This window comes from Salipiger sp. ABF4_146 (genome assembly GCF_056161345.1).
The window spans coordinates 258,061-278,516 of the sequence record NZ_JBSWYX010000005.1; the positions used below are offsets into that span (position 1 = coordinate 258,061).

25 protein-coding genes and 1 tRNA gene are annotated in these 20,456 nt (G+C 65.0%); 20 read left to right on the plus strand and 6 right to left on the minus strand.

The features are described from left to right. Position 1: 1 nt before the first annotated feature. The 3 genes from rpoD to ACXAJT_RS09735 form a co-directional block, all read right to left on the minus strand. Entirely contained in the window at positions 2-2,020 is a 2,019-nt protein-coding gene (gene rpoD, locus ACXAJT_RS09725; RefSeq protein ID WP_475234806.1) for an RNA polymerase sigma factor RpoD, read from the minus strand. 141 nt (positions 2,021-2,161) lie between these two features. Then, positions 2,162-4,156, minus strand: coding sequence for a DNA primase (gene dnaG / locus ACXAJT_RS09730; protein ID WP_475234807.1), 1,995 nt, complete (start codon positions 4,154-4,156; stop codon positions 2,162-2,164). Positions 4,157-4,290: 134 nt separating this feature from the next. After that, positions 4,291-4,575 carry a hypothetical protein gene (locus tag ACXAJT_RS09735; RefSeq protein WP_475234809.1) on the minus strand — a complete coding sequence of 95 codons (285 nt, stop codon included), beginning with the start codon at positions 4,573-4,575 and terminating at the stop codon, positions 4,291-4,293. 202 nt (positions 4,576-4,777) lie between these two features. On the opposite strand from ACXAJT_RS09735, the gene ACXAJT_RS09740 reads away from it, so the two are divergent. The 5 genes from ACXAJT_RS09740 to ACXAJT_RS09760 all read left to right on the plus strand — a co-directional run bounded on the left by ACXAJT_RS09740 (position 4,778) and on the right by ACXAJT_RS09760 (position 8,656). Further along, the gene (locus ACXAJT_RS09740) at positions 4,778-4,957 is read left to right on the plus strand and encodes a hypothetical protein (protein ID WP_475234810.1); all 180 of its coding nucleotides are present in this window, start codon (positions 4,778-4,780) and stop codon (positions 4,955-4,957) included. Then, the gene (locus tag ACXAJT_RS09745) at positions 4,954-6,486 is read left to right on the plus strand and encodes a CHAD domain-containing protein (RefSeq protein WP_475234811.1); all 1,533 of its coding nucleotides are present in this window, start codon (positions 4,954-4,956) and stop codon (positions 6,484-6,486) included. The genes ACXAJT_RS09740 and ACXAJT_RS09745 overlap by 4 nt, the downstream gene beginning before the upstream one ends. After that, positions 6,483-7,232: a ParA family protein gene (locus tag ACXAJT_RS09750; RefSeq protein ID WP_475234812.1), complete on the plus strand. Its 750-nt coding sequence runs from the start codon at positions 6,483-6,485 to the stop codon at positions 7,230-7,232. Before ACXAJT_RS09745 ends, ACXAJT_RS09750 begins: the two co-directional genes overlap by 4 nt. Further along, positions 7,229-7,729, plus strand: a complete 501-nt coding sequence (locus tag ACXAJT_RS09755) for a CYTH domain-containing protein (protein ID WP_475234813.1) — start codon at positions 7,229-7,231, stop codon at positions 7,727-7,729. The genes ACXAJT_RS09750 and ACXAJT_RS09755 overlap by 4 nt, the downstream gene beginning before the upstream one ends. Positions 7,730-7,924: 195 nt before the next feature. Next, positions 7,925-8,656 (plus strand): hypothetical protein, encoded by a 732-nt coding sequence (locus ACXAJT_RS09760; RefSeq protein ID WP_475234814.1) that lies wholly within the window; start codon positions 7,925-7,927, stop codon positions 8,654-8,656. Positions 8,657-8,831: 175 nt separating this feature from the next. Here ACXAJT_RS09760 and ACXAJT_RS09765 read toward each other — a convergent pair. After that, positions 8,832-8,906: transfer RNA gene (locus tag ACXAJT_RS09765), tRNA-Thr, on the minus strand. A gap of 135 nt (positions 8,907-9,041) precedes the next feature. Between ACXAJT_RS09765 and ACXAJT_RS09770 the strand changes: the two genes are divergently transcribed. Genes ACXAJT_RS09770 through ACXAJT_RS09780 form a run of 3 tightly spaced genes read left to right on the plus strand, consistent with a single transcriptional unit; the run spans position 9,042 to position 10,947 of the window. Next, positions 9,042-9,212 (plus strand): hypothetical protein, encoded by a 171-nt coding sequence (locus ACXAJT_RS09770; protein WP_475234816.1) that lies wholly within the window; start codon positions 9,042-9,044, stop codon positions 9,210-9,212. Beyond that, complete coding sequence (gene murA / locus ACXAJT_RS09775) at positions 9,212-10,483, plus strand: UDP-N-acetylglucosamine 1-carboxyvinyltransferase (RefSeq protein ID WP_475234817.1); 1,272 nt, start codon at positions 9,212-9,214, stop codon at positions 10,481-10,483. Before ACXAJT_RS09770 ends, murA begins: the two co-directional genes overlap by 1 nt. Next, positions 10,480-10,947, plus strand: coding sequence for a DUF2948 family protein (locus ACXAJT_RS09780; protein ID WP_475234818.1), 468 nt, complete (start codon positions 10,480-10,482; stop codon positions 10,945-10,947). The genes murA and ACXAJT_RS09780 overlap by 4 nt, the downstream gene beginning before the upstream one ends. Before the next feature lie 51 nt (positions 10,948-10,998). On the opposite strand, the gene ACXAJT_RS09785 is transcribed toward ACXAJT_RS09780, so the two are convergent. Further along, a complete protein-coding gene (locus ACXAJT_RS09785) occupies positions 10,999-11,412 on the minus strand; it encodes a c-type cytochrome (RefSeq protein WP_475234820.1) in 414 nt (137 codons plus the stop codon). Positions 11,413-11,582: 170 nt separating this feature from the next. Between ACXAJT_RS09785 and hisD the strand changes: the two genes are divergently transcribed. The 10 genes from hisD (at position 11,583) to ACXAJT_RS09835 (ending at position 18,099) form a co-directional block, all read left to right on the plus strand. Then, positions 11,583-12,884, plus strand: a complete 1,302-nt coding sequence (hisD, locus tag ACXAJT_RS09790) for a histidinol dehydrogenase (RefSeq protein WP_475234821.1) — start codon at positions 11,583-11,585, stop codon at positions 12,882-12,884. 102 nt (positions 12,885-12,986) lie between these two features. Continuing rightward, a complete protein-coding gene (locus tag ACXAJT_RS09795) occupies positions 12,987-13,466 on the plus strand; it encodes a UPF0262 family protein (protein ID WP_475234822.1) in 480 nt (159 codons plus the stop codon). 4 nt (positions 13,467-13,470) lie between these two features. Then, positions 13,471-13,917: an arsenate-mycothiol transferase ArsC gene (locus tag ACXAJT_RS09800; protein ID WP_092425390.1), complete on the plus strand. Its 447-nt coding sequence runs from the start codon at positions 13,471-13,473 to the stop codon at positions 13,915-13,917. Next, entirely contained in the window at positions 13,914-14,312 is a 399-nt protein-coding gene (locus ACXAJT_RS09805) for a ketosteroid isomerase-related protein (RefSeq protein WP_475234824.1), read from the plus strand. Before ACXAJT_RS09800 ends, ACXAJT_RS09805 begins: the two co-directional genes overlap by 4 nt. After that, the gene (locus tag ACXAJT_RS09810; RefSeq protein WP_475234825.1) at positions 14,309-14,920 is read left to right on the plus strand and encodes a GNAT family N-acetyltransferase; all 612 of its coding nucleotides are present in this window, start codon (positions 14,309-14,311) and stop codon (positions 14,918-14,920) included. The genes ACXAJT_RS09805 and ACXAJT_RS09810 overlap by 4 nt, the downstream gene beginning before the upstream one ends. 90 nt (positions 14,921-15,010) lie before the next feature. After that, complete coding sequence (locus ACXAJT_RS09815) at positions 15,011-15,895, plus strand: carbon-nitrogen hydrolase family protein (RefSeq protein ID WP_475234826.1); 885 nt, start codon at positions 15,011-15,013, stop codon at positions 15,893-15,895. 109 nt (positions 15,896-16,004) lie between these two features. Further along, positions 16,005-16,223 (plus strand): translation initiation factor IF-1, encoded by a 219-nt coding sequence (infA, locus tag ACXAJT_RS09820; protein WP_005978431.1) that lies wholly within the window; start codon positions 16,005-16,007, stop codon positions 16,221-16,223. 66 nt (positions 16,224-16,289) lie between these two features. Further along, complete coding sequence (locus tag ACXAJT_RS09825) at positions 16,290-16,874, plus strand: Maf family protein (protein ID WP_475234827.1); 585 nt, start codon at positions 16,290-16,292, stop codon at positions 16,872-16,874. Further along, entirely contained in the window at positions 16,871-17,914 is a 1,044-nt protein-coding gene (locus ACXAJT_RS09830; RefSeq protein WP_475234828.1) for a ribonuclease E/G, read from the plus strand. Before ACXAJT_RS09825 ends, ACXAJT_RS09830 begins: the two co-directional genes overlap by 4 nt. Then, the gene (locus tag ACXAJT_RS09835) at positions 17,911-18,099 is read left to right on the plus strand and encodes a DNA gyrase inhibitor YacG (protein WP_475234829.1); all 189 of its coding nucleotides are present in this window, start codon (positions 17,911-17,913) and stop codon (positions 18,097-18,099) included. Before ACXAJT_RS09830 ends, ACXAJT_RS09835 begins: the two co-directional genes overlap by 4 nt. Positions 18,100-18,201: 102 nt before the next feature. Here ACXAJT_RS09835 and ACXAJT_RS09840 read toward each other — a convergent pair whose 3' ends face one another. After that, on the minus strand, positions 18,202-18,501 hold the full coding sequence (locus ACXAJT_RS09840) for an SH3 domain-containing protein (RefSeq protein WP_475234830.1): 300 nt from the start codon (positions 18,499-18,501) through the stop codon (positions 18,202-18,204). 176 nt (positions 18,502-18,677) lie between these two features. On the opposite strand from ACXAJT_RS09840, the gene ACXAJT_RS09845 reads away from it, so the two are divergent. Next, positions 18,678-19,427, plus strand: a complete 750-nt coding sequence (locus ACXAJT_RS09845) for a 5-oxoprolinase subunit B family protein (protein WP_475234831.1) — start codon at positions 18,678-18,680, stop codon at positions 19,425-19,427. Further along, positions 19,424-20,437 carry a 5-oxoprolinase subunit C family protein gene (locus ACXAJT_RS09850; protein WP_475234832.1) on the plus strand — a complete coding sequence of 338 codons (1,014 nt, stop codon included), beginning with the start codon at positions 19,424-19,426 and terminating at the stop codon, positions 20,435-20,437. The genes ACXAJT_RS09845 and ACXAJT_RS09850 overlap by 4 nt, the downstream gene beginning before the upstream one ends. Positions 20,438-20,456: the final 19 nt, after the last annotated feature.

Here is a 20,456-nt window from a genome sequence, read left to right on the forward strand (position 1 = left end):
CTTACTGGTCGAGGAACGAGCGCAGCTTGCGCGACCGCGACGGGTGCTTGAGCTTGCGCAGCGCCTTCGCCTCGATCTGACGGATCCGCTCGCGCGTCACCGAGAACTGCTGGCCAACCTCTTCGAGCGTGTGGTCGGTGTTCATGCCAATGCCGAAGCGCATCCGCAGAACCCGCTCCTCACGCGGGGTGAGCGAAGAGAGCACACGCGTGGTGGTCTCCTTGAGGTTCTCCTGAATCGCGCTGTCGAGCGGCAGGATGGCGTTCTTGTCCTCGATGAAATCGCCGAGTTGCGAATCTTCCTCGTCGCCGATGGGCGTTTCGAGCGAGATCGGCTCCTTGGCGATCTTCATCACCTTGCGGACCTTCTCGAGCGGCATCTGCAGCTTTTCCGCCAGCTCTTCCGGGGTCGGCTCGCGGCCGATCTCGTGCAGCATCTGGCGGCCTGTGCGGACCAGCTTGTTGATCGTCTCGATCATGTGCACCGGGATACGGATGGTGCGCGCCTGGTCGGCGATCGAGCGGGTTATCGCCTGACGGATCCACCACGTTGCGTAGGTCGAGAATTTATAGCCGCGGCGGTATTCGAACTTGTCGACCGCTTTCATCAGGCCGATATTGCCTTCCTGAATGAGATCGAGGAACTGCAGGCCGCGGTTGGTGTATTTCTTGGCGATCGAGATCACGAGGCGCAGGTTGGCCTCGACCATTTCCTTCTTCGCCTGACGCGCCTCTTTCTCGCCCTTCTGCACCTGCTGGACGATGCGGCGGAACTCGCTGATGTCGAGGCCGACGTACTGGCCGACCTGCGCCATGTCGGCGCGCAGATCCTCGGCTTTATCCGAGAAGCGTTCGATGAACATCTGCCAGCCGCGCCCGTCTTTCTGGGCCATGCGCTCCATCCAGTTGGGATCAAGCTCGCGGCCACGGTACTCGGCGACGAACTCGCGGCGGTTGATGCGGGCCTGGTCGGCCAGCTTCACCATCGAGCTGTCGATCGACATGATGCGCTTGTTGATGCCGTAAAGCTGGTCGATCAGCGCTTCGATGCGGTTGTTGTGCAGATGCAGGCCATTGACCATCTCGACGATTTCCGAGCGCAGCTTCTGGTACTGCGCTTCGTCGGCGGACGAGAAGGAGTTGTCCTCGTTCAGCGTAGCGCTGATCCGGGCGTCCTGCATTTCGGACAGGGCTTCATAGTCGGCGGCGATGAGATCGAGGGTTTCGAGCACGCGCGGTTTCAGCGCGGTCTCCATCGCGGCCAGAGACATGTTGGCCTGATCGTCCTCGTCCTCGTCTTCATCCTTGCGGATCGGGTTGCCGTCGGCGTCAAGCTCGGGCTCGGTGCTTTTCGGTTTCTGGGCGGCTTCGCCACCGGCGGCGCCCGCTGCAGCACCTGCGGAGGGGTCCACCACCGGCGCGTCCAGTTCGCCGTCTTCGTCGAGCTGGTTGCCGAAGGTCGCCTCGAGGTCGATCACATCGCGCAGCAGAATCTCTTCGCCGAGAAGTTCCTCGCGCCAGATGGTGATCGCCTGAAAGGTCAGAGGGCTTTCGCAGAGGCCCGCGATCATCGTGTTGCGACCGGCCTCGATGCGCTTGGCGATGGCGATCTCGCCCTCGCGCGACAGCAGCTCCACCGAGCCCATCTCGCGCAGGTACATGCGCACGGGGTCATCGGTGCGGTCGAGCTTTTCGGAGCCGCCCGAGGACAGCGCGACGTCACGCCCCTTGGAGGCGTCGATCAGATCGGTCGAGCCCTTGTTCTTTTCCGCGTCTTCCTCGGCTTCCTCATCCTCTTCGGTGACTTGGATGCCCATTTCCGAGAGCATCGACATCACGTCTTCGATCTGGTCCGAACTGACCTGATCGGGGGGCAGAACCTGGTTCAGCTGGTCATAGGTGATAAAGCCACGCTCGCGCGCCTCGGCGATCATCTTCTTGACCGCGGCCTGGCTCATGTCGAGGCTATGTGCGTCGTCCTGAGTTTCCGGCTTGGCGTCGTCGTTGTCTTTGGCTGCCATGAAGTGCTCCGTCAAAGGGAGGGGCCGGTTCTGGCCGGCACTCGCGCAAGTGAAGTGATTCGTGTCTACGAATCATGGGGGGAATCAAATGATTCGGCCACCCGTGTACCCGTTTTTCCTCCAGTTTCCCTAAATGGTCATCTAGTTCTGACCCTTGGAAAAGCGAATCTGTTGTAGCAACGCGTCGAAAGCGCTGCGCTCTTCTTTGTCCATCCGGGCGCCGTTCGCCCCGGTTTCGAATTCCACCTCGTCTTCAGACCGGTTCATAACCGCCTGATTTCGCGCCTGTGCCGCCTGTCCCAGCCTCCAGGTCAGGGCCTCATCCGCTAGGCTCTCCATATCCTCCAGCGCCTCGGCGAGTTCGGCCACGAGTCCTGCCTGCGCGGCGATCTTGGCGAATTCCTCGGCCACCGTAAGGCGGGCAAGTTCGATGTCACCGATCTGTCGCAAGCAGGGTACGACTGCCACATGGCGTGCCCCGAGCAGGGAATCAAGAGCCTCGGGTCCGATTCTGTGCGCCGCATCTTCATGAAGCATGTCCGGGTCGGTCGCTCCGGCGGTCAGGAACAGGTCGCGCAAGGCCGCATGGTCAGGGTCTGTGCAGGGCAATGTCTCGAGCTGGGTTTCGAACTCCGGCAGCAGCGAGGGGTAGCGCAGCAGCACGGCGAGGATGACGTTCTCGCGTAGGCGGGTCTCGGCGGTCTCACCGGCCGACACCAGCAGCGAGGACTTTGCCGAGGCGCTGGGTGCGATGGTCACCGCCTGACCCCAGCGCTGATTGCGCTGACCGCTGCGGAACGGGCTGCGCTGGTTGGATTTGCCGCCCCAGGTGCCGCCATCGTTGCTCCGCTTCGAGCGGAAGAGCTGCCAGCGCAGTTCCTTGATCTCGTTGCCGTAGTGGTGGCGCAGATCGGGGTGCTGGATGCGTTTGATCGCCGCGCGCAGCGTCGCGTCCAGCGCCGCCTTGCGTTCGGGGCTGTCGAACACCTTGTCCTCGGTCTCGCGCCGCCACAGCAGTTGCACCATCGGCTGCGCCTGATCGAGCACCTCTCGGACCGCCTGCGGGCCTTTGGCGCGCAATAGATCGTCCGGGTCCTGTCCTTCGGGCATGATGGCAAAGCGCAGCCCCTTGCCGGGCACAAGCAGTGGCATGGCCGTGTCGATCACCCGATAGGCAGCGCGCAGGCCGGCCTTGTCGCCGTCAAGCGCGATCACCGGCTCGTCGGCGATGCGCCACAGAAGCGCCAGCTGATGCTCGGTCACCGCCGTGCCCAAGGGGGCCACCGCCGCCTCGAATCCGGCCTCGCTGAGCGCGATCACGTCCATATAGCCTTCGGCGACGATCAGCGGCTGGCCCTTGCCCGCCGCCTCGCGCGCAGGGGCATGGTTGTAGAGGTTGCGGCCCTTGTCGAAAAGCTCGGTCTCGGGCGAGTTGAGATATTTTGCGTTGTCGCGGGGATCCATCGCCCGCCCGCCAAAGGCGATGGCGCGGCCGCGGCCGTCGCGGATCGGGAACATGATGCGGTTGCGGAACACGTCATAGGGTGCGCGGCCCTTCTGCGAGGCCTTGGCGAGCCCGGCCGCCATGATCAGGTCTTCGGACACACCCTGACCGCGCAGGTGATCCCACAGGTGCTGCCAGCCCTCGGGCGCGAACCCAAGCTCAAAGCGATCCTGCACCGGCTGCGTCAGTCCGCGCCGGTCGAGGTAGGCGCGGGCCTCGGATGCGGCGCCGGTGCGCAACTGCATGCGAAAGAACCGCACCGCCTGTTCCATAACCTCGGCCAGTTGGCTGCGGCGGTCGGCCTTCTGCGCGGCCTGCGGGTCGCGCGCGGGCATCTGCATCCCGGCCTCGCGGGCGAGAATCTCGACCGCTTCCATGAAGTCGACATTCTCGCTCTCGCGCACGAAAGAGATCGCGTCGCCCTTCGCGTGGCAGCCGAAGCAGTAGTAAAAGCCCTTGCGGTCATCCACGTGGAACGACGCCGACTTTTCCTGATGGAACGGGCAGGGCGCCCACATGTCGCCTTTGCCCTGATTGGACTTGCGGGTGTCCCACATGACCTTGCGGCCGACGACCTGGCTCAGGCTCGTGCGGGTGCGCAATTCGTCAAGGAAGCCGGGTGGTAGACTCATGCTCGGAGTATCAATGCAGAGGAAGGCCGAGTCCATGCGGCTCGGCACGCGCTTTCATGTTTATGTCAGATAGCCGATGCCCGCGCCGTCCGGAAGGGCGACGCGGGGGCTTTGTCAGCGACGTCAGCGCGACCTTACTGTGAGAGGCACTGCTGTTCCCAGGTGCGGCCCACGTCGAGCGTCAGTTGGTTCTCGGGGAGCGAATAGATCCACTCCGCCAGCATCGCGCCCGAGTCGCGATCTATCGCCCGGCGCAATTCGCGTTCGGTGCGCCTTTGCGAAATGCCGTCCTTACGCGCCTGCACTGCTTCCATGACCATTTTGGCGGAATTTTCACAGCGTGCCGCCTTGTCACTTTGCGCGGAGGCCGGACCGGCGGCGGCAAGCACCAGCCCGAAAAATACTACAAGGTTCCGCATGGTCTGCATCTCCTATGTCAGCCAAGGCGTCTGTGTAACCCTTTGGTCGAAAGGTGTCACGCGTGTGACGTGCGGCGATCACGGCTTGGCGAGCCGTGTGTCATTGCCGCGCTTTTGTTGCCGCGACACCGCTTGAAAAAAATCGCGTTGCGCCCGCTGGTCATGAGTGAAATCATGACGTCATGATTTATGGGTAAGAACCATGCCAAAGACCAAGGATAGCAAGCCAAAGGACGAGAAGAAGAACACGTCCCTGCGGCTGAATAGCAAGACGCTCAAGGCGCTGAAGATCCGCGCCATCGAAGAGGATCGCAGCGTTCAGAAGATCGTCGAGACGCTGATCGAGGATTACCTGAGCAAGACCGGAAAGAAGTCCAAATGACGCAAAGCGAGGTTTCCTTCTACCTCCTCCCAAATGCCGCCACCGATGTGGCATCGCTCGCCGATGTTGCTGATCTGGGCGGCCTTACACCGTCGATCAGCTGGCAGGATGCGAGCAGCCCGTTCCTGATCCGGGACACGTTCGATCAGGACTTGCGCCTGACCGGTCGTGTGCTGATCGAGGTGTCCGAGCAGTTCGAATTGCTGCAGCCCCAGGGGCGGGTGCTGGGTCAGTCCGCGGCGGGTGGTGCGCGCTTTGTCGCGGAGTTCTCCGAAGGCGCGGTAAAGCACGCCCTGTCCGATATCTCGCCGCTGCGCTGCCTGCTGCCGGTGGGTGCGGGCGAATTGCGCCGGGGCGAACTGGCGCTGCTCGATGATGAGGAAAAAACGCAGGCGCGCGCGCTGCTCTGGGTTCTCGACGCGACCGAGGGGGGCTGCGTGACGATCGCCCGGCTGCAAGGCCTGCGCGGCTACGACAAGGCGCTGGTCCGGCTGCGTGCGCTGATCGCGGCGATGGGCGGTGCAGCTTTGGAGCAGGGCGCGCTTTACAGCCTGCTGTTCCCGGGGCACGAGGCCTATGTGGCCAAGCCCGAGGTCGCACTTGCAGGGGATGAAGAGGCCTTTGATGCCGCGAACGACATTATCGCCGCCTATATGCCCGTGGCGCGCGCCAATGAGGCTGGCGTCATTGCCGATGACGACACCGAGTTCTTGCACGACTACCGGATCGCGCTGCGCAAGATCCGCTCGGTCCTGAGTCTTTTCAAGGGAGTCTACGCGGAGGCACAGACCGCAGAGTTGAAGGCACGTTTCTCGGCGTTGATGGCGCCGACAGGACGTTTGCGCGATCTCGACGTCTATCTGCTCGAGAAAGACGCCTATTACGCGATGCTGCCCGAGAACCTGCACGATGGGCTCGACCGCATGTTCACGCTTTTCGCCGAGGAGCGTGCGGGTGCGCAGGCCGGGCTGGCAAAACACCTGCGCAGCGCTGCCTACCGCAAAGAGATCGCCGCGCTTGGCAAGCTGTTCGACAAGCGCAAGGCGCTGCAACGCGGCGCACGCGCCGACCTTCCAGCCTATGATTTCGCCTGCAAGCTGATCTGGAAGCGCTACCGCAAGATCTGCACCATCGCCGAGGCGATCGACGACGCGACGCCGGATCATGAGGTGCACGAGTTGCGCATTCATTGCAAAAAACTGCGCTATCTCATGGAGTTCTTCGCGCCGCTGTTCCCCGCGGGCCCGTTCAAGAAATTGATCAAGCCGCTGAAACGCCTGCAGGACAACCTTGGCCTGTTCAACGACTATTCGGTGCAGCAAGGCAGCCTTGTCGACTTCCTTACTGGTCTCGAAGAAAGCGGTGCGCGCGGCAATCTCAAAGTGGCGCAGAGCGTCGGTGCGCTGATCCTCGTGCTGCACGAGCGACAGCTGTCCGAGCGTGCCAAGGTCGTCGGCAGCTTCGCGACGTTCAACAGCCCTGAAACCCAAAAGACGTTCCGCGATCTGTTTCACGGAGGAAAGACATGAAGATCATCGCCTGCTATTCCAACAAAGGGGGCGTCGGAAAGACCGCAACCTCGGTGAACCTTGCCTATGCGCTTGCGCAGGGCGGTCGCCGGGTCCTGCTGTGTGATCTCGACCCGCAGGGCGCGTCGAGTTTCTACTTCCGCGTCAAGCCGTCGAAAAAGCTGACGGAGGCGAAGTTCTTCGAGGATGTGCAACGTTTCACCAAGGCGATCCGTGGCAGCGATTTTGACAATCTCGACATCCTGCCCGCCAATATGACCTTCCGCGATTTCGACGTGTTCCTCGCGCGGATGCGCAATTCGCGCTCGCGTCTGAAAAAGGCGCTGAAGGCGGTGAAGGGCGACTACGATGTGATCTTGCTCGATTGCCCGCCGAACATCTCGACGCTTTCGGAGAACGTGTTTCGCGCCTCGGATGCGATCGTCGTGCCGGTGATACCGACCACGCTGTCGCAGCGCACCTTCGAGCAGTTGCAGGACTTCTTCCGCGCGCATGACCTCAGCCTCAAGAAGCTGCACGGCTTCTTCTCGATGGTGCAGGGGGTAAAGTCGCTGCACGGCGAAACCATGGACGAGATGCGCGGCGAGCACGGCAAACGGCTGATGAAGGCCAGCATCCCTTTCACCTCGGACGTTGAGCGTATGGGCGTGCATCGCGCGCCGGTGATGGCCAGCGCACCTTCGAGCGCGGCCAGCGCCGCCTATACGGCGCTGCATGACGAGCTGGCAAAAAGGGTGCTGAAATGACCGAGCAAACTGACGCCGTGGAAATCGAACGCAAGTTCCTCGTCGCGCGCCTGCCGGTGCTTGAAGAGTTAAAAGCCAAGCCGGTGCGTCAGGGCTATGTCACCCTTGCTGGAGATTCGGTGGAACTGCGCCTGCGCGAGAAAGGCGGAGCGTTCTTTCTGACGCTGAAGTCGGATGGCGGGCTGACCCGGATGGAGCGCGAGGTCGAGATCGACGCCGCGCAGTTCGACGCGCTCTGGCCAGCGACAGAGGGGCGGCGGCTGGAAAAAACCCGCTATGTCGGCGCTTTGCCTGACGGGACCGGGTTCGAACTCGACGTCTTTATAGGCGCTTTGGCACCGCTGGTGCTGGTGGAGGTGGAGTTCGACAAGGCCGAGGATGCGCAAGCCTTCACGCCGCCAGATTGGTTCGGCGAGGATGTGACCGAGGACCGGCGATACCGCAACCGCGCGCTGGCCGACGACGGCGTGCCCGGTCGTCCGGAGCGCCGCGGCTGAGCTGCGAAGCGGCAAAGTGAGCTTTCGGGCGGCGCGCTTGTGTGTTTGGCGCGTCGCCCGTTCTGCGCCCGGCCCACGGTCTGTGTCCCTCATGCGCCACCGCCAGCGCGCGCTGCGTCGGGCGGCTGGGGTCCGGCCCCGGCGCCTGCTACCCATGATGCCAAGGAAGCGGCAGCACAGGGCAGGGGCAGCAAGATGATCCTCGCGGATTCCATCGGTTTTGCGGCGACGCATACGATCAGCGAAATTCTCTCTGAAATCCCGGAGGCGGAGGTGCGGCACGGCACGCGCAATTTCGCAAAAGGCGGTGCCGTTGGGGCGGATGATACGCCGCCCGAGCAGTTCGTTGCGGACATGAAGCGGAGCGCGGCGGCCGGCAAACGGGTCTACGCGGTGCACTGTCTATATAGTGCCCCGCAGGCGCGCCCGATCTGCGAGGCCAATGGGGTGACGCATAAGATCATCGTACGCGACCCGATCAAGCATGTCCGCTCGTGTTATGCATGGTGGGTGAGAAAGACCTTGCAGGGCGACGAGATCAGTCACCGCAAGATCACCACCATCGACGAGCATCTGATTGCCAAGCTGCCGATTCCGCGAAGCTTTCCGAACGCCGCCTTTGCCGCGGCGATGTCGCATGTGATGCAATTCAACCTCGAGGCGCTCGAGGCGGGCTGCGAGTTTTTGCAAATGGAGCGGCTGGTGTCCGAAGAGGACTACTTCCGCGAGTCGTTTGATGTGCCGGATGGCGCCACTCTAAGTCACTTCAACGGGGCTGAGGTGCGTCGCGCCTCGCATCGCAACCAGCTTGAGGGGCTCGATCTGGGCGAGGTGAGCGAGGACGTGCTGACGCAGGTGTTCCGTTGGACGGTCGCCGGCAAGACGGCGAGCTTTGCGGAGATGTGTGAGCGACTCGGGTACGCCTAAAGGCGAAAGAGGTGCGGGAAGGCGCGGCAAGGCCGCTCTTCCCGTCGCGTCATCTGATCGGGCTGTTGCAAAGCCACTCAGAGCGTCGCGATGGGGCGAAGCAGTCTTGCTGTTGCGCGTCTACCGGGCGCACGCGGCGCACCCGCATAAAAAATATTGTTCTCTGGGGGGTAAATGGTGCTGCTGGAGAGAATCGAACTCTCGACCTCTCCCTTACCAAGGGAGTGCTCTACCTCTGAGCTACAGCAGCGCCGGTGTGCCTTTCGAAGCGTCCACGCTAGGTTGCGTCGGTGCGCCTCGTGGCGTGGCGCGGTGTCTAAGGGCAAACGCCGGGGGGTGCAAGCGCAATCTGGACGGTTTTTTGCGTCTCAAGTAAAGAAAGTTCATGAAGCCCAAATCGAGCCCGCAAAAAAAGCCTGCAAACGACCGGGACGCCCGCCTCAAGGCGGCGTTGAAGGCCAATCTCGGTCGGCGCAAGGCACAGGCGAAGGCGCGCGACGCCTCGACAGACGACAATAAGCCCGAAGACGGGCCGAGCAGTGAAAAGGACAGCTAATGGATTCGATCGTCGTCACGGGCAACGGCCCGCTTTCGGGACAGATCCCCATCGCCGGCGCGAAGAATGCCTGCCTTACCCTCATGCCCGCGACCCTGCTGTCGGATCAGCCGCTGACGCTGACCAATGCGCCGCGGCTTTCGGATATCCGCACCATGACGCTGCTGTTGCAGTCGCTGGGCGCGGAGGTGCAGGCACTGAACGACGGGCAGGTGCTGGCGATGTCGAGCCACGCGCTGACCTCGACCCGCGCCGACTATGACATCGTGCGCAAGATGCGCGCGTCGATTCTCGTGCTTGGTCCGCTGCTGGCGCGTTTTGGCCATGCCGAGGTGTCGTTGCCCGGCGGATGCGCCATCGGCGCCCGCCCGGTGGACCTGCACCTGCGGGCGCTCGAAGCGATGGGCGCCGAACTTGATCTGCGCGAAGGCTATGTGCATGCCAAGACGCCGTCGGGCGGTCTGCAGGGCGGCATCGTCGAGTTTCCCTTCGCCTCGGTCGGGGCGACAGAGAATGCGCTGATGGCCGCGACACTGGCCAAGGGCACCACGGTGATCCGCAACGCGGCGCGCGAGCCGGAGATCGTCGATCTGGCGCAATGCCTGCGCAAGATGGGCGCGCAGATCGAGGGCGAGGGCACCAGCACCATCGAGATCCAGGGCGTCGAGACGCTGGGCGGGGCCACGCACCGTGTTGTGACCGACCGAATCGAACTGGGCACATATATGCTGGCCCCGGCGATCTGCGGCGGCGAGGTGGAATGCCTCGGTGGTACGATCGAACTGGTCAAAAGCTTCTGCGAGAAACTTGACGAGGCGGGCATCGGGGTTGAGGAGACGCCGACCGGCCTTAAGGTGGCGCGCAAGAACGGCCGGGTGAAGGCGGTGGATGTGACCACCGAACCTTTCCCGGGCTTCCCCACCGACCTGCAGGCGCAGATGATGGCACTGCTTTGCACCGCCGACGGCGAAAGCGTGCTGGAAGAAAAGATTTTCGAGAATAGGTTCATGCACGCGCCCGAGCTGCTGCGCATGGGCGCGAGCATCGACGTATCGGGCGGCACCGCCCGGGTGAAGGGCGTCGAGAAACTGAAGGGCGCTCCGGTGATGGCCACCGATCTGCGGGCCTCGGTGTCGCTGATTCTCGCCGGTCTTGCGGCAGAGGGCGACACGGTGGTCAGCCGGGTCTATCATCTGGACCGCGGCTACGAGCACGTGGTGCGTAAACTGCGCGGTGTTGGCGCCAAGATCGAACGGGTGAAGGGCGAGTGACCGAAGACGCAAGATTCGAAGACGCGGGCGGCCAGCCGCTCAATCTCGGCGCGATGGACCCCGAGGACCTGCAGGTGCTGTCGGCTCTGGCGCAGGACTCGGTGCTCAGCGTCGCCGACATCGCATGGGAAAAGCGCCACAATCGGCTGGCGCTGCTGCTCAACCGGCTCCGCCGCGAGGACGGTGTGCATCGGGATCCGCCAGAGCGGGTTCGCGCGCTGCTCGTGGTGGAAAGCGTGCTGAAGGTGGCGGCGCAGGGAATCAGTCGCGAGGACAAGGACACGGTGCTGTCGCTGCTGAAGGTCGGCTTCGAGCCGGGCGAGGACGGCGCTGGTTTCGTCGAACTGACCTTCGCCGGCGACGGCGCGATCCGCGCCGAGGTCGAGGCGCTGGAACTGCGCCTGAAGGATGTGACCCGGCCCTATCGCGCCATTTCGGGACAGGTGCCGGATCACGGAGCCTGAAAGCAGCCCGGCTTAGGCTTAGCTTAGGACGGCCGGCCTGCTGCGCCTGTCCTACTGCGCCTGCATCGTTTCCAGATACTGCGCGAGGGCGAGGATACGCCCTCGCGTGACGATCTCGCTGGCATATGCGCCGATCTCAACCGACAGCGTCTCTTTGAAGCGCTGCCCCCAGACCGGCATCGGATAGCCATGGCCGCGGATGCCACTGCGGCCGTCGATGATCTGAATGATCTCGAGCATCGGGAACACGCCGTCGTTGTTCGCCGCGATTTGCGTCAGGTCCGGCAGGTCGACGGTCATCAGTTCGGCCAGCGGCCCGTCGCCGGTGCCACCTTCGCCGTGGCACGCAGCGCAGGCATTCATGTATTCGGTCTCTCCCGCGCCTTGCGCCAGCGCGGCGCCCCCCATGCAAAGCCCCGTCATGGCCAATGCCAACGCGAAGGCGGAAATACGATTCTCAAACATCTTAGCTCCTCCGAAATACCACGGCTCTCCCGTGCCGATTCCTCTACATTAAGCGATTCGCATGTGTTGCCCGCTGATCCTCGTCATCGCCAAGGCCGCGAATCCCCGATCCGGCCACTTGAGCCGGGCACGGCTTGTCTCTAAGCACGGGCGCGACAAGGAGATCGCCCATGCCCGTCTTTCTCGACACCACAGAGCCGGATTTCGAGCTGCAGTTCGCGCAGCTGCTCAGCGCCAAGCGCGAGGACAGCCCCGATGTGGACGATACCGTCGGCGCGATCATCGCCGATGTGCGCGCCCGCGGTGACGCGGCGGTGCTGGAACTGACCGCCAAGTTTGACCGGATGACTCTGGACGCCAAGGGCCTGCGGTTCACCGCCGAAGAGATCGAGACCTATTGCGCGCAGGTGCCGCAGGCCGAGCGCGACGCGCTGGAGACCGCAGCGGAACGTATCCGCGCCTACCACGTGCGGCAGATGCCCGAGGATTCGCAGTGGACCGATCCCGATGGTGCCACGCTGGGCTGGCGCTGGACCGCGGTCGCGGCGGCGGGCCTTTACGTGCCCGGCGGTTTGGCAAGCTACCCGTCGTCGGTGCTGATGAACGCCATTCCCGCCAAGGTGGCCGGGGTCGAGCGGCTTTGCATCACCGTGCCGACGCCCGACGGCGTGGTGAACCCGCTGGTCCTGCTGGCGGCGAAGATCGCCGGCGTCGACGAGATCTACCGCATGGGCGGCGCGCAGGCGATCGCGGCGCTGGCTTATGGCACCGAAAGCATCGCCCCGGTCGACAAGATCACCGGGCCGGGCAATGCCTTTGTCGCCGCCGCCAAACGCCGCGTCTTTGGCAAAGTGGGCATCGACATGATCGCAGGTCCGTCAGAGATCCTCGTGATCGCCGACGCTGACAATGACCCGGAATTCATCGCCCTCGACCTGCTCAGTCAGGCCGAGCACGACGAGAGCGCGCAATCGATCCTGATCACCCCCGACGCGGCCTTCGGGCGCGCCGTCGCCGAGGAGGTAGAGCGCCAGTTGCAGGGGCTCGAACGCCAAGGCATCGCCGGCGCCAGCTGGCGCGATTTCGGCGCGGTCATCGTCACCCGTGATCTTTCCGAGGCGGCCGATCTCTCCAACCGCGTCGCGCCCGAGCATCTCGAACTCTGCGTCGCCGACCCCGAGGCGCTGTCGCAGCAGATCCGCCACGCCGGTGCGATCTTCCTCGGCCAGTGGACGCCCGAGGCGATCGGCGATTACGTCGGCGGGCCGAACCACGTGCTGCCCACCGCCCGGTCGGCGCGGTTCTCTTCGGGGCTGTCGGTGCTCGATTTCCTCAAGCGCACCACATTGGCCAAGATGTCGCCCGAGGCGCTGCGTGCGATCGGCCCGGCGGCAGAGATTTTGGCGTCCTCTGAAAGCCTGCAGGCGCATGGCCTGTCGGTGACGGCGCGCCTGCGCAAGCTCAACGGCTGACACCAAAGGCGCAGGCGCAGCGCGCCGCCTGCGGCGCAAGGCGCATTGCCCCATCTCCTCGCATTGGCTACAGATTCCGGAGCCGAAGCCGAGGACGCGCCCATGAGCCATATCGCCCGTATCGAGCTGGACGACGCCAACCTGCCGCCTCCGACCCCGGAGATCGAGCAGGAGCGCCGCGTTGCCATGTTCGATCTCATGGAAGAAAACAGTTTCACACTTCCCCCGCGCGAGGGCCGCGAGGTGCCGCCAGGCCCCTATGCGCTTGGCCTGTCGATCCGCGAGAAACGGCTGGTGTTCGACATTTCCACCGAGGCCGGGGAGCCGGCGGCCGAGTTCCATCTGTCGCTGGCACCTTTCCGGCAGGTGGTGAAGGATTACTTCCAGATCTGCAAAAGTTACTTCGACGCGGTGAAATCCGCCGCGCCCAGTCAGATCGAAACCATCGACATGGCTCGCCGCGGCATCCACAACGAGGGCGCGCGCATCCTGCAAGAGCGGCTCGAGGGCAAGGCCGAGGTCGACAATGATACGGCACGCCGGCTCTTCACCCTCATCTGCGTGCTGCATTTCGGGGGCTGACCGGGTGCCGAAGCTGCCGCAATCGGTTCTGTTTTGCTGCGACCACAACGCCGTGCGCTCGCCCATGGCCGAGGGCATCATGAAAAAGCTCTACGGACAGGGCACCTATGTGCAGTCCGTCGGCGTGGTGAATGATCTCGAGATCGACGGCTTCGCCATCTCTGTCTGTCAGGAGATCGGCGTCGAGCTTTCCAAGCATCGCTCGCGCAGCTTCGAAGAACTCGAAGAGATGGGCGAGACGCTGTCGGGGTTCGACCTGATCGTCGCCATGTCGCCCGCCTCGCAGCGCGCCGCGCTGGAACTCACCCGCTTCTTTCATCTGACGGTGGAATACTGGCCGATCATGGATCCCACGGGGCTCGGCGAGACCCGCGAGACCAAGCTCAACGCCTACCGCCAGACCCGCGACCAGATTTACGACAAGCTCAAGACCCGATGGGGAGACACATGACGGCCACAGACACCATCAAGGCCTATTTCGAGGCGTTCAATTCCGGCGACACCGAGGCGATGCTCGACCTGCTGTCGGCGGATATCGCGCATCACGTGAACGAGGGGCAGATTCGCTCCGGCAAGACCAAGTTCGCCGAGTTCTGCGCCCATATGTCCCACTGCTACGAAGAGCAGCTGACCGACATGGTGATCTTCGAGGCCGAGGGCGGCACCCGCGCCGCCGCCGAATTCGTGGTCAACGGCACCTATCTCAAGACCGACGCAGGGCTGCCCGAGGCGCGGGGACAGACCTACCGGCTGCCCGCAGGGTCTTTCTTTTCGCTGAAGGACGGCAAGATCAGCCGCGTGGTCACCTATTACAGCCTGTCCGACTGGGTCCGGCAGGTCTCGTGACCGAGGTCCGCGTGCTCACCGGCGCGGCGCTCGACGCCGCGCTCGACGACGTGGCGCGGCTGCGCATCGCGGTGTTCCGCGACTGGCCCTATCTTTACGACGGTGATCTCGATTACGAGCGCGACTATCTCGAGAGCTACCGGACCAGCGCCGGGGCGGTGCTGGTCGGTGCCTTCGAGGGCGTGCGCCTTGTCGGTGCCGCCACCGGTACTCCGATGGAAGACCACGCCGACGATTTCGCCGCGCCGTTTGCCGCCACCGGCCTCGCGCTTGCCAAGATTTTCTACTGCGCCGAGTCGGTGCTGCTGCCCGAAGCGCGTGGGCAGGGGATCGGCCACCGTTTTTTTGACTTGCGCGAAGCCCATGCGCGCCGCCTCGAGCGCCGCTATAGCGCGTTCTGCGCCGTGCAGCGCCGCGCAGACCATCCGCTGCGTCCCCCCAGCTACGCGCCGCTCGACCCGTTCTGGCGCAAGCGCGGCTACGCGCCGCTCGAGGGGGTCATCGCGCATTTCCACTGGCGCGACGTGGATCAGGCCGAACAGACCGACCACGCCCTGCAATTCTGGATCCGCGACCTCGAGGGGGACCTCGGCGGCGATACCGCCTAGCCCTTCTTCTCTTCCCAAATACGCCGGGGGAGTCCGCGCAGCGGACGGGGGCAGCGCCCCCTCTCAACCGGCATCACCAAGGACCTGCCCATGAAGATCGCAACCGCCGCCTACCCGATGGACTTTCAAGAAAGCTGGGATGCCTATGCCGCCAAGATCGAGGCGTGGGTGTCCGAGGCAGCGGGGCAGGGCGCGGAGCTTTTGGTCTTCCCCGAATACGGCGCGATGGAAATCGCCACGCTTGCCGGGGCCGCCGCGGCGGCAGACCTCGAGGGCTCGCTGCACGCTATATCCGAGCGCCTGCCACGTGTGGATGCGCTGCACTCGGACCTCGCGGCGAAATACGGCGCGCATATCCTCGCCGCCTCGGCGCCGGTGTTCGACGGGACGCTGGGCCCGCGTCCGGTGAACCGCGCGCGGCTCTTCGCGCCGGGCGGCGACATGGGGTTTCAGGACAAGCAGATCATGACCCGTTTCGAGCGCGAGGACTGGGACGTGGTGGGCGGCGCGCCGCTGCAGATCTTCGACACTGCGCTTGGCAGGATCGGCATCCTGATCTGCTACGATTCGGAATATCCGCTGCTGGGCCGGGCGCTGCGCGATGCCGATCTGCTGCTTGTACCCTCCTGCACCGAGGCGCAGGCGGGCTATAGCCGCGTGCGTATCGGCACCATGGCCCGCGCGCTCGAACAGCAGTGCATCGCGGTGATGGCCTCGACCGTGGGCGATTGCGACTGGTCCGAGGCGGTGGACACCAACACCGGTGCGGGCGGGGTGTTCTGCCCGCCGGACACCGGGTTTCCGGCCACCGGGGTGATCGCCGAAGGGGTGCTAGGCAAACCGGGCTGGACCTATGCCGAGCTGGACCTTGACGCCGTCGCCCGGGTCCGCAACGATGGGGTTGTGCTGAACCGCACCCATTGGGACGATCAGTCCGGGCGCGACGGCCCCGTGGCAGTGCGGGCGCTGCGCTGACGGCTATTCCCGACAATCTGCAATTGCACCCTTGAAAAACGCCGCGTTTGGGCGCATATCCATGCGCGTTCCGCGACCTACAGGCGGAATGGCATTTTCAGGAGAAAGCATGGCCAAGGAAGATACGCTCGAATTTCCCGGTGTCGTGAAGGAACTCCTGCCCAACGCGACGTTTCGGGTCGAGCTTGAGAACGGCCATGAGATCATCGCGCACACGGCAGGCAAGATGCGCAAGAACCGCATCCGTGTTCTCGCAGGCGACAAGGTACAGGTCGAAATGACCCCCTATGATCTGACCAAGGGCCGGATCAACTATCGCTTCAAGTAAGCGCCGGATGGTCCCGAATCTTAAGGCGGTTCCCGCTGCACGGGGCTGGACCTGCGAGGTCCGCGCATGAAGCTCGTTCTCGGCTCCGGCTCGCCCCGGCGGCGCGATTTGCTCGCGCAGCTGGGCGTGAAAGCCGACGACATCCGCCCGCCCGACATCGACGAAGATCCGATGCCGGGCGAGCTGCCGCGCCCCTACTGCGTGCGCCTCGCACGCGAAAAGGCGCAGGCGATTCCCGCCACCGCTGACGAAATCGTTCTCTCGGCCGACACCACCGTCGCGCTGGGGCGTCGTATCTTGGGCAAACCCCGCGATGCCGGCGAAGCGGCGGAGTTCCTCACCAAGCTCTCGGGCCGGCGTCACCGGGTGATCACCGCCGTCGCAGTGCGCCGCGGCGATCAGCTGTGGGAGCGTGATGTGGTCACGCAGGTGAAGATGAAGGACCTCTCGAACGAGGAACTCAACGCCTATCTTGCCTCGGACGACTGGCAGGGCAAGGCTGGCGGTTACGGCATTCAGGGAATGGCGGGCGCCTTCATTCCTTGGATCAACGGCAGCTTCACCTCGGTGGTCGGTCTGCCGCTTGCCGAAACCGCGAACCTGCTGCTCGCTGCAGGCTATCCGCTCTACAAGCCCGGAGAACTGGCATGAAGGGACGCACCATCGCGCTCGACCACCTCGGCGATGCCGAAGCGGCGGCGCTGATCGTCGACGGCAAGCTCGAGGATCTGCTGATCGACAGCGACCACGCGCGCCCCGGCACCATCTACCGCGGCATCGCGCAGCGCCCGATGAAGGGGCAGGGCGGCATGTTCCTCGACACGCCCGAAGGCTCGGCCTTCCTGCGACAGGTGAAGGGCTTGTCCCCCGGCCAGCCGCTGGTGGTGCAGGTCACTGGCTTTGCCGAACCGGGCAAGGCGATTCCCGTGACCACCCGCGTGCTGTTCAAATCGCGCTACGCCATCGTCACGCCCGGCGCGCCGGGGCTGAACATCTCGCGCCGGATCAAGGATGACGACATCCGCGAGAGCTTGCTGGAGATCGCCCACGAGGTGATGCCCGGGGCGAAAGAGGCCGAGAACGGCCTGATTATGCGCTCGTCCTGCGCCCAAGGCGATCCCGATGAGATCGCCGAGGACGTGGCCGCCATGGCTGAGCTGTGCCAGCAGGTGATGGCCGACGTTTCCGGCGACGCCGAGGTTCTGGTCGAAGGCGACGGCCCGCATGCGCTGGCATGGCGTGAGTGGGAAGAGGGCGCTGTGGATGCCGAGGCTGGCAGCTTCGAGCGCCACGGCGTGCACGAGTTGATCGACGCGCTGTCGCGCCCGCTGGTGCCACTGTCCGGTGGCGCCTCGATGAGCATCGAGCCGACCCGTGCGCTCGTGGCTGTCGACGTCAACACCGGCGGCGACACCTCGCCTGCGGCGGGACTGAAAGCCAATATCGCCGCCCTGCGCGAACTGCCGCGGCAGCTGCGCCTGCGCGGCCTGGGCGGGCAGGTCATCGTCGATCTGGCTCCGATGCCGAAGAAAGAGCGCCGGCAGATCGAGTCGGTGCTGCGTGCGGCGCTGAAGCAGGACCCGACCGAAACCATCCTTGCAGGCTGGACGCAGCTGGGGCTCATGGAGCTGCAGCGCAAGCGCGAGCGCGTGCCGCTGAGCGAGGTGCTGAAGCCGGGGATGCTGTCATGAGCTGCCCGATCTGCGCCAAGCCGACCGACGCGAAATACCGGCCCTTCTGTTCGAAGCGCTGCGCCGATGTGGATCTGGCGAAATGGATGTCGGGCAGCTACGCCGTACCGTCGACCGATCCGCAGGACGTGGAAGAGGCCATCGAGGCGGCTGAGCGCGAACTCAACAACCCAACGCGACACTGATCGACAGGTGATTTCGGGGGCGCTGCCCCCGCCGCGCGTGGCGCGGCGCCCCCGGGATATTTTTGTCTAGACGAAGGGTCTGGTCGCTGGTCCTGCGCGCTTTCAGAGCTCGCGCAGGTAGGCCCAGGACGCGAAGCCCTTCATGCCCGGCTCGCGATCCAGCGAGACCTCGCACCAGCGGGTGCCACCGGTTTGCGTGCACTCATAGACCCGCACCACCGTTCCGTTCGGAAGCCCGGCCAGCACGTCAAAGCCGGTGCCCGGCCCGCCGCGCAGTTTCAGCATGTCGTCGTCGTCCACCCCGTAGACCTCGTAGCGGTCGCCCCAGACGTTGCTGCCGGAGGGCGCGCCGCATCCGGCCAGAGCCGCCAGTGCCAGCACCATGACGATTGTTCGCCGCATATGTTTCTCCTGTCTTCTGCCTCGGTCACAGGTTTAATGCGCGCGCGGGGCAAAAGGAACGGGCGATGGGTGCGGTCTGCACGTCTGGCAGCGGACGGGGCAGCGCGGCCACGCTGGCTGGCGGCTGGCGGCTATTGCTGGTTGCAGCCACCGGTGGCTTCGCTAACGTCCGGTCCATGACTGACGATCCGACCGCTCTGGCGTCTTACCCCTTGCTTCGCACCGCTGGCATCGACGGCATGCTGGTCAGCTTCGGCGACAGGCTGAGCGAACCTGCCAACCGCGCCGCGCTGGCCTTTCGTGCTGCGCTTGAACGCGAGCCGCCCGAGGGGGTGGAGGAGATCTCCTCCTCGCTGGTCTCGGCCTATCTGCGCTTTGATCCGCTGGCGCTGAGCCATGCCACGCTTGAGGCCAAGCTACGCCAGTTGATGGCCGCGCGCGACTGGCTGCAGGCCGATCTGCCGCATGGCCGGCGGCTGCACCGCATTCCCACCGTCTATGGCGGCGACCTTGCGCCGCAGCTCGCCGAGGCGGCGGCGGAGGCCGGGTTGAGCGAGGCCGACGCGGTGGCCTCTCTGTCCCGGGCGCGGGTGCGGGTGACGGCGCTTGGCTTCGCGCCGGGCCAGCCCTATCTGGGCGAGTTGCCCGAAACGTGGAACATTCCGCGCCAGCAGGGGCTGACGCCGCGCGTGCCGAAGGGCGCTTTGGTGCTGGCGATCCGCCAGTTCGTGATCTTCTCGGTCAGCGCGCCGACCGGATGGCGCCATGTGGGCCAGACGGCGGCGCCGCTGTTTCGCATGGGGGCGGAGCGGCCGTTCCTGCTGGCGCCGGGCGATGAGGTGGAGTTCCCGCAAGTCAGCGAAGAGGTTTTTGCCCGCATGCAGGACGACCCCGAGGGCGGGGCAAGCTGGGAGGACCTGCCATGAGCCGGGCGCTGATCGTTCATCGCGCCGGGCCTGCGGTCACGGTGCAGGATGACGGCAGGCCGGGTTGGATCGCCTATGGCCTGTCGCGTGGCGGCGCGATGGATCGGCTGGCGCTGGCCGAGGGCGCGGCGCTGCTTGGACAGGGCGCGACGGCGGCGCTGGAAATGGGCGGCGTTGGCGGGCGCTTCGAGGCGGGGTGCGACCTGCGCATCGCGCTGACCGGCGGCGCCATGCGCGCCAGCATCGACGGCGCGCCGGTGGTCTGGAACGCCGCGCACGCGCTGCCCGCGGGCGCGGTGCTGGAGATCGGCCCTGTGCAATCGGGGGCCTATGGCTATCTTTCGGTCGGTGGCGGGCTGGAGCCCGAGGAAGTGCTGGGCGCGCGCTCTGCACATCTGACAGCCGGGCTGGGACGCGCGGTGCAGGCCGGCGACCGGTTGCCGGTGGGCGCTGACGCGGGCGGGCCGGTGGCCCGGATGCTGCCGGTGGAGGACCGCTTCTCGGGCGGGGCGCTGCGGGTGGTGGAGAGCCTGCAGACCCGACTGTTCCCCGCAGAGCAGCGGCGGCGGCTTGGCGAGGCGAGGTTCACGCGCGACTCCCGCGCCAACCGCATGGGGGTGAAGCTGGTGCCTGATGGTGCGCCTTTTGGTGTCGACGGCGGGCTGTCGGTGGTTTCGGAGATCATCACCCCGGGCGACATCCAGATGACCGGCGATGGCGCGCCTTTCGTCCTGATGGCCGAATGCCAGACCACCGGTGGCTACCCGCGCCTCGCCACCGTCATTCCTGCCGATCTGCCACGCGTGGCGCAGGCGCCCGCCGGGGCCGAGTTGAGCTTCAGTTTCGTGTCGATGGACGAGGCGCTGGCCGCAGAGGCGGCCTACCGCGCGGCGCTGAAAGACTTGCCGCGCCGCACCGAGCCGCTGACGCGCGACCCGGCCGAGGTGACCGATTTGCTGGGCCACAAGCTGGTCAGCGGTTTTTCCAACGGCGAGTATCACGACCATTGAGCCGCAGGCTCTGACAGAA

Coding starts and splice junctions, on each gene's coding strand:
- ACXAJT_RS09755 (WP_475234813.1), top strand. CDS start 7,229: ATGACCGAGCAAACTGACGCCGTGGAAATCGAACGCAAGTTCCTCGTC.
- rpoD (WP_475234806.1), bottom strand. CDS start 2,020: ATGGCAGCCAAAGACAACGACGACGCCAAGCCGGAAACTCAGGACGAC.
- ACXAJT_RS09770 (WP_475234816.1), top strand. CDS start 9,042: ATGAAGCCCAAATCGAGCCCGCAAAAAAAGCCTGCAAACGACCGGGAC.
- ACXAJT_RS09760 (WP_475234814.1), top strand. CDS start 7,925: ATGATCCTCGCGGATTCCATCGGTTTTGCGGCGACGCATACGATCAGC.
- ACXAJT_RS09840 (WP_475234830.1), bottom strand. CDS start 18,501: ATGCGGCGAACAATCGTCATGGTGCTGGCACTGGCGGCTCTGGCCGGA.
- ACXAJT_RS09735 (WP_475234809.1), bottom strand. CDS start 4,575: ATGCGGAACCTTGTAGTATTTTTCGGGCTGGTGCTTGCCGCCGCCGGT.
- dnaG (WP_475234807.1), bottom strand. CDS start 4,156: ATGAGTCTACCACCCGGCTTCCTTGACGAATTGCGCACCCGCACGAGC.
- ACXAJT_RS09825 (WP_475234827.1), top strand. CDS start 16,290: ATGAAGCTCGTTCTCGGCTCCGGCTCGCCCCGGCGGCGCGATTTGCTC.
- hisD (WP_475234821.1), top strand. CDS start 11,583: ATGCCCGTCTTTCTCGACACCACAGAGCCGGATTTCGAGCTGCAGTTC.
- murA (WP_475234817.1), top strand. CDS start 9,212: ATGGATTCGATCGTCGTCACGGGCAACGGCCCGCTTTCGGGACAGATC.
- ACXAJT_RS09830 (WP_475234828.1), top strand. CDS start 16,871: ATGAAGGGACGCACCATCGCGCTCGACCACCTCGGCGATGCCGAAGCG.
- ACXAJT_RS09805 (WP_475234824.1), top strand. CDS start 13,914: ATGACGGCCACAGACACCATCAAGGCCTATTTCGAGGCGTTCAATTCC.
- ACXAJT_RS09785 (WP_475234820.1), bottom strand. CDS start 11,412: ATGTTTGAGAATCGTATTTCCGCCTTCGCGTTGGCATTGGCCATGACG.
- ACXAJT_RS09815 (WP_475234826.1), top strand. CDS start 15,011: ATGAAGATCGCAACCGCCGCCTACCCGATGGACTTTCAAGAAAGCTGG.
- ACXAJT_RS09845 (WP_475234831.1), top strand. CDS start 18,678: ATGACTGACGATCCGACCGCTCTGGCGTCTTACCCCTTGCTTCGCACC.
- ACXAJT_RS09850 (WP_475234832.1), top strand. CDS start 19,424: ATGAGCCGGGCGCTGATCGTTCATCGCGCCGGGCCTGCGGTCACGGTG.
- infA (WP_005978431.1), top strand. CDS start 16,005: ATGGCCAAGGAAGATACGCTCGAATTTCCCGGTGTCGTGAAGGAACTC.
- ACXAJT_RS09750 (WP_475234812.1), top strand. CDS start 6,483: ATGAAGATCATCGCCTGCTATTCCAACAAAGGGGGCGTCGGAAAGACC.
- ACXAJT_RS09740 (WP_475234810.1), top strand. CDS start 4,778: ATGCCAAAGACCAAGGATAGCAAGCCAAAGGACGAGAAGAAGAACACG.
- ACXAJT_RS09835 (WP_475234829.1), top strand. CDS start 17,911: ATGAGCTGCCCGATCTGCGCCAAGCCGACCGACGCGAAATACCGGCCC.
- ACXAJT_RS09795 (WP_475234822.1), top strand. CDS start 12,987: ATGAGCCATATCGCCCGTATCGAGCTGGACGACGCCAACCTGCCGCCT.
- ACXAJT_RS09745 (WP_475234811.1), top strand. CDS start 4,954: ATGACGCAAAGCGAGGTTTCCTTCTACCTCCTCCCAAATGCCGCCACC.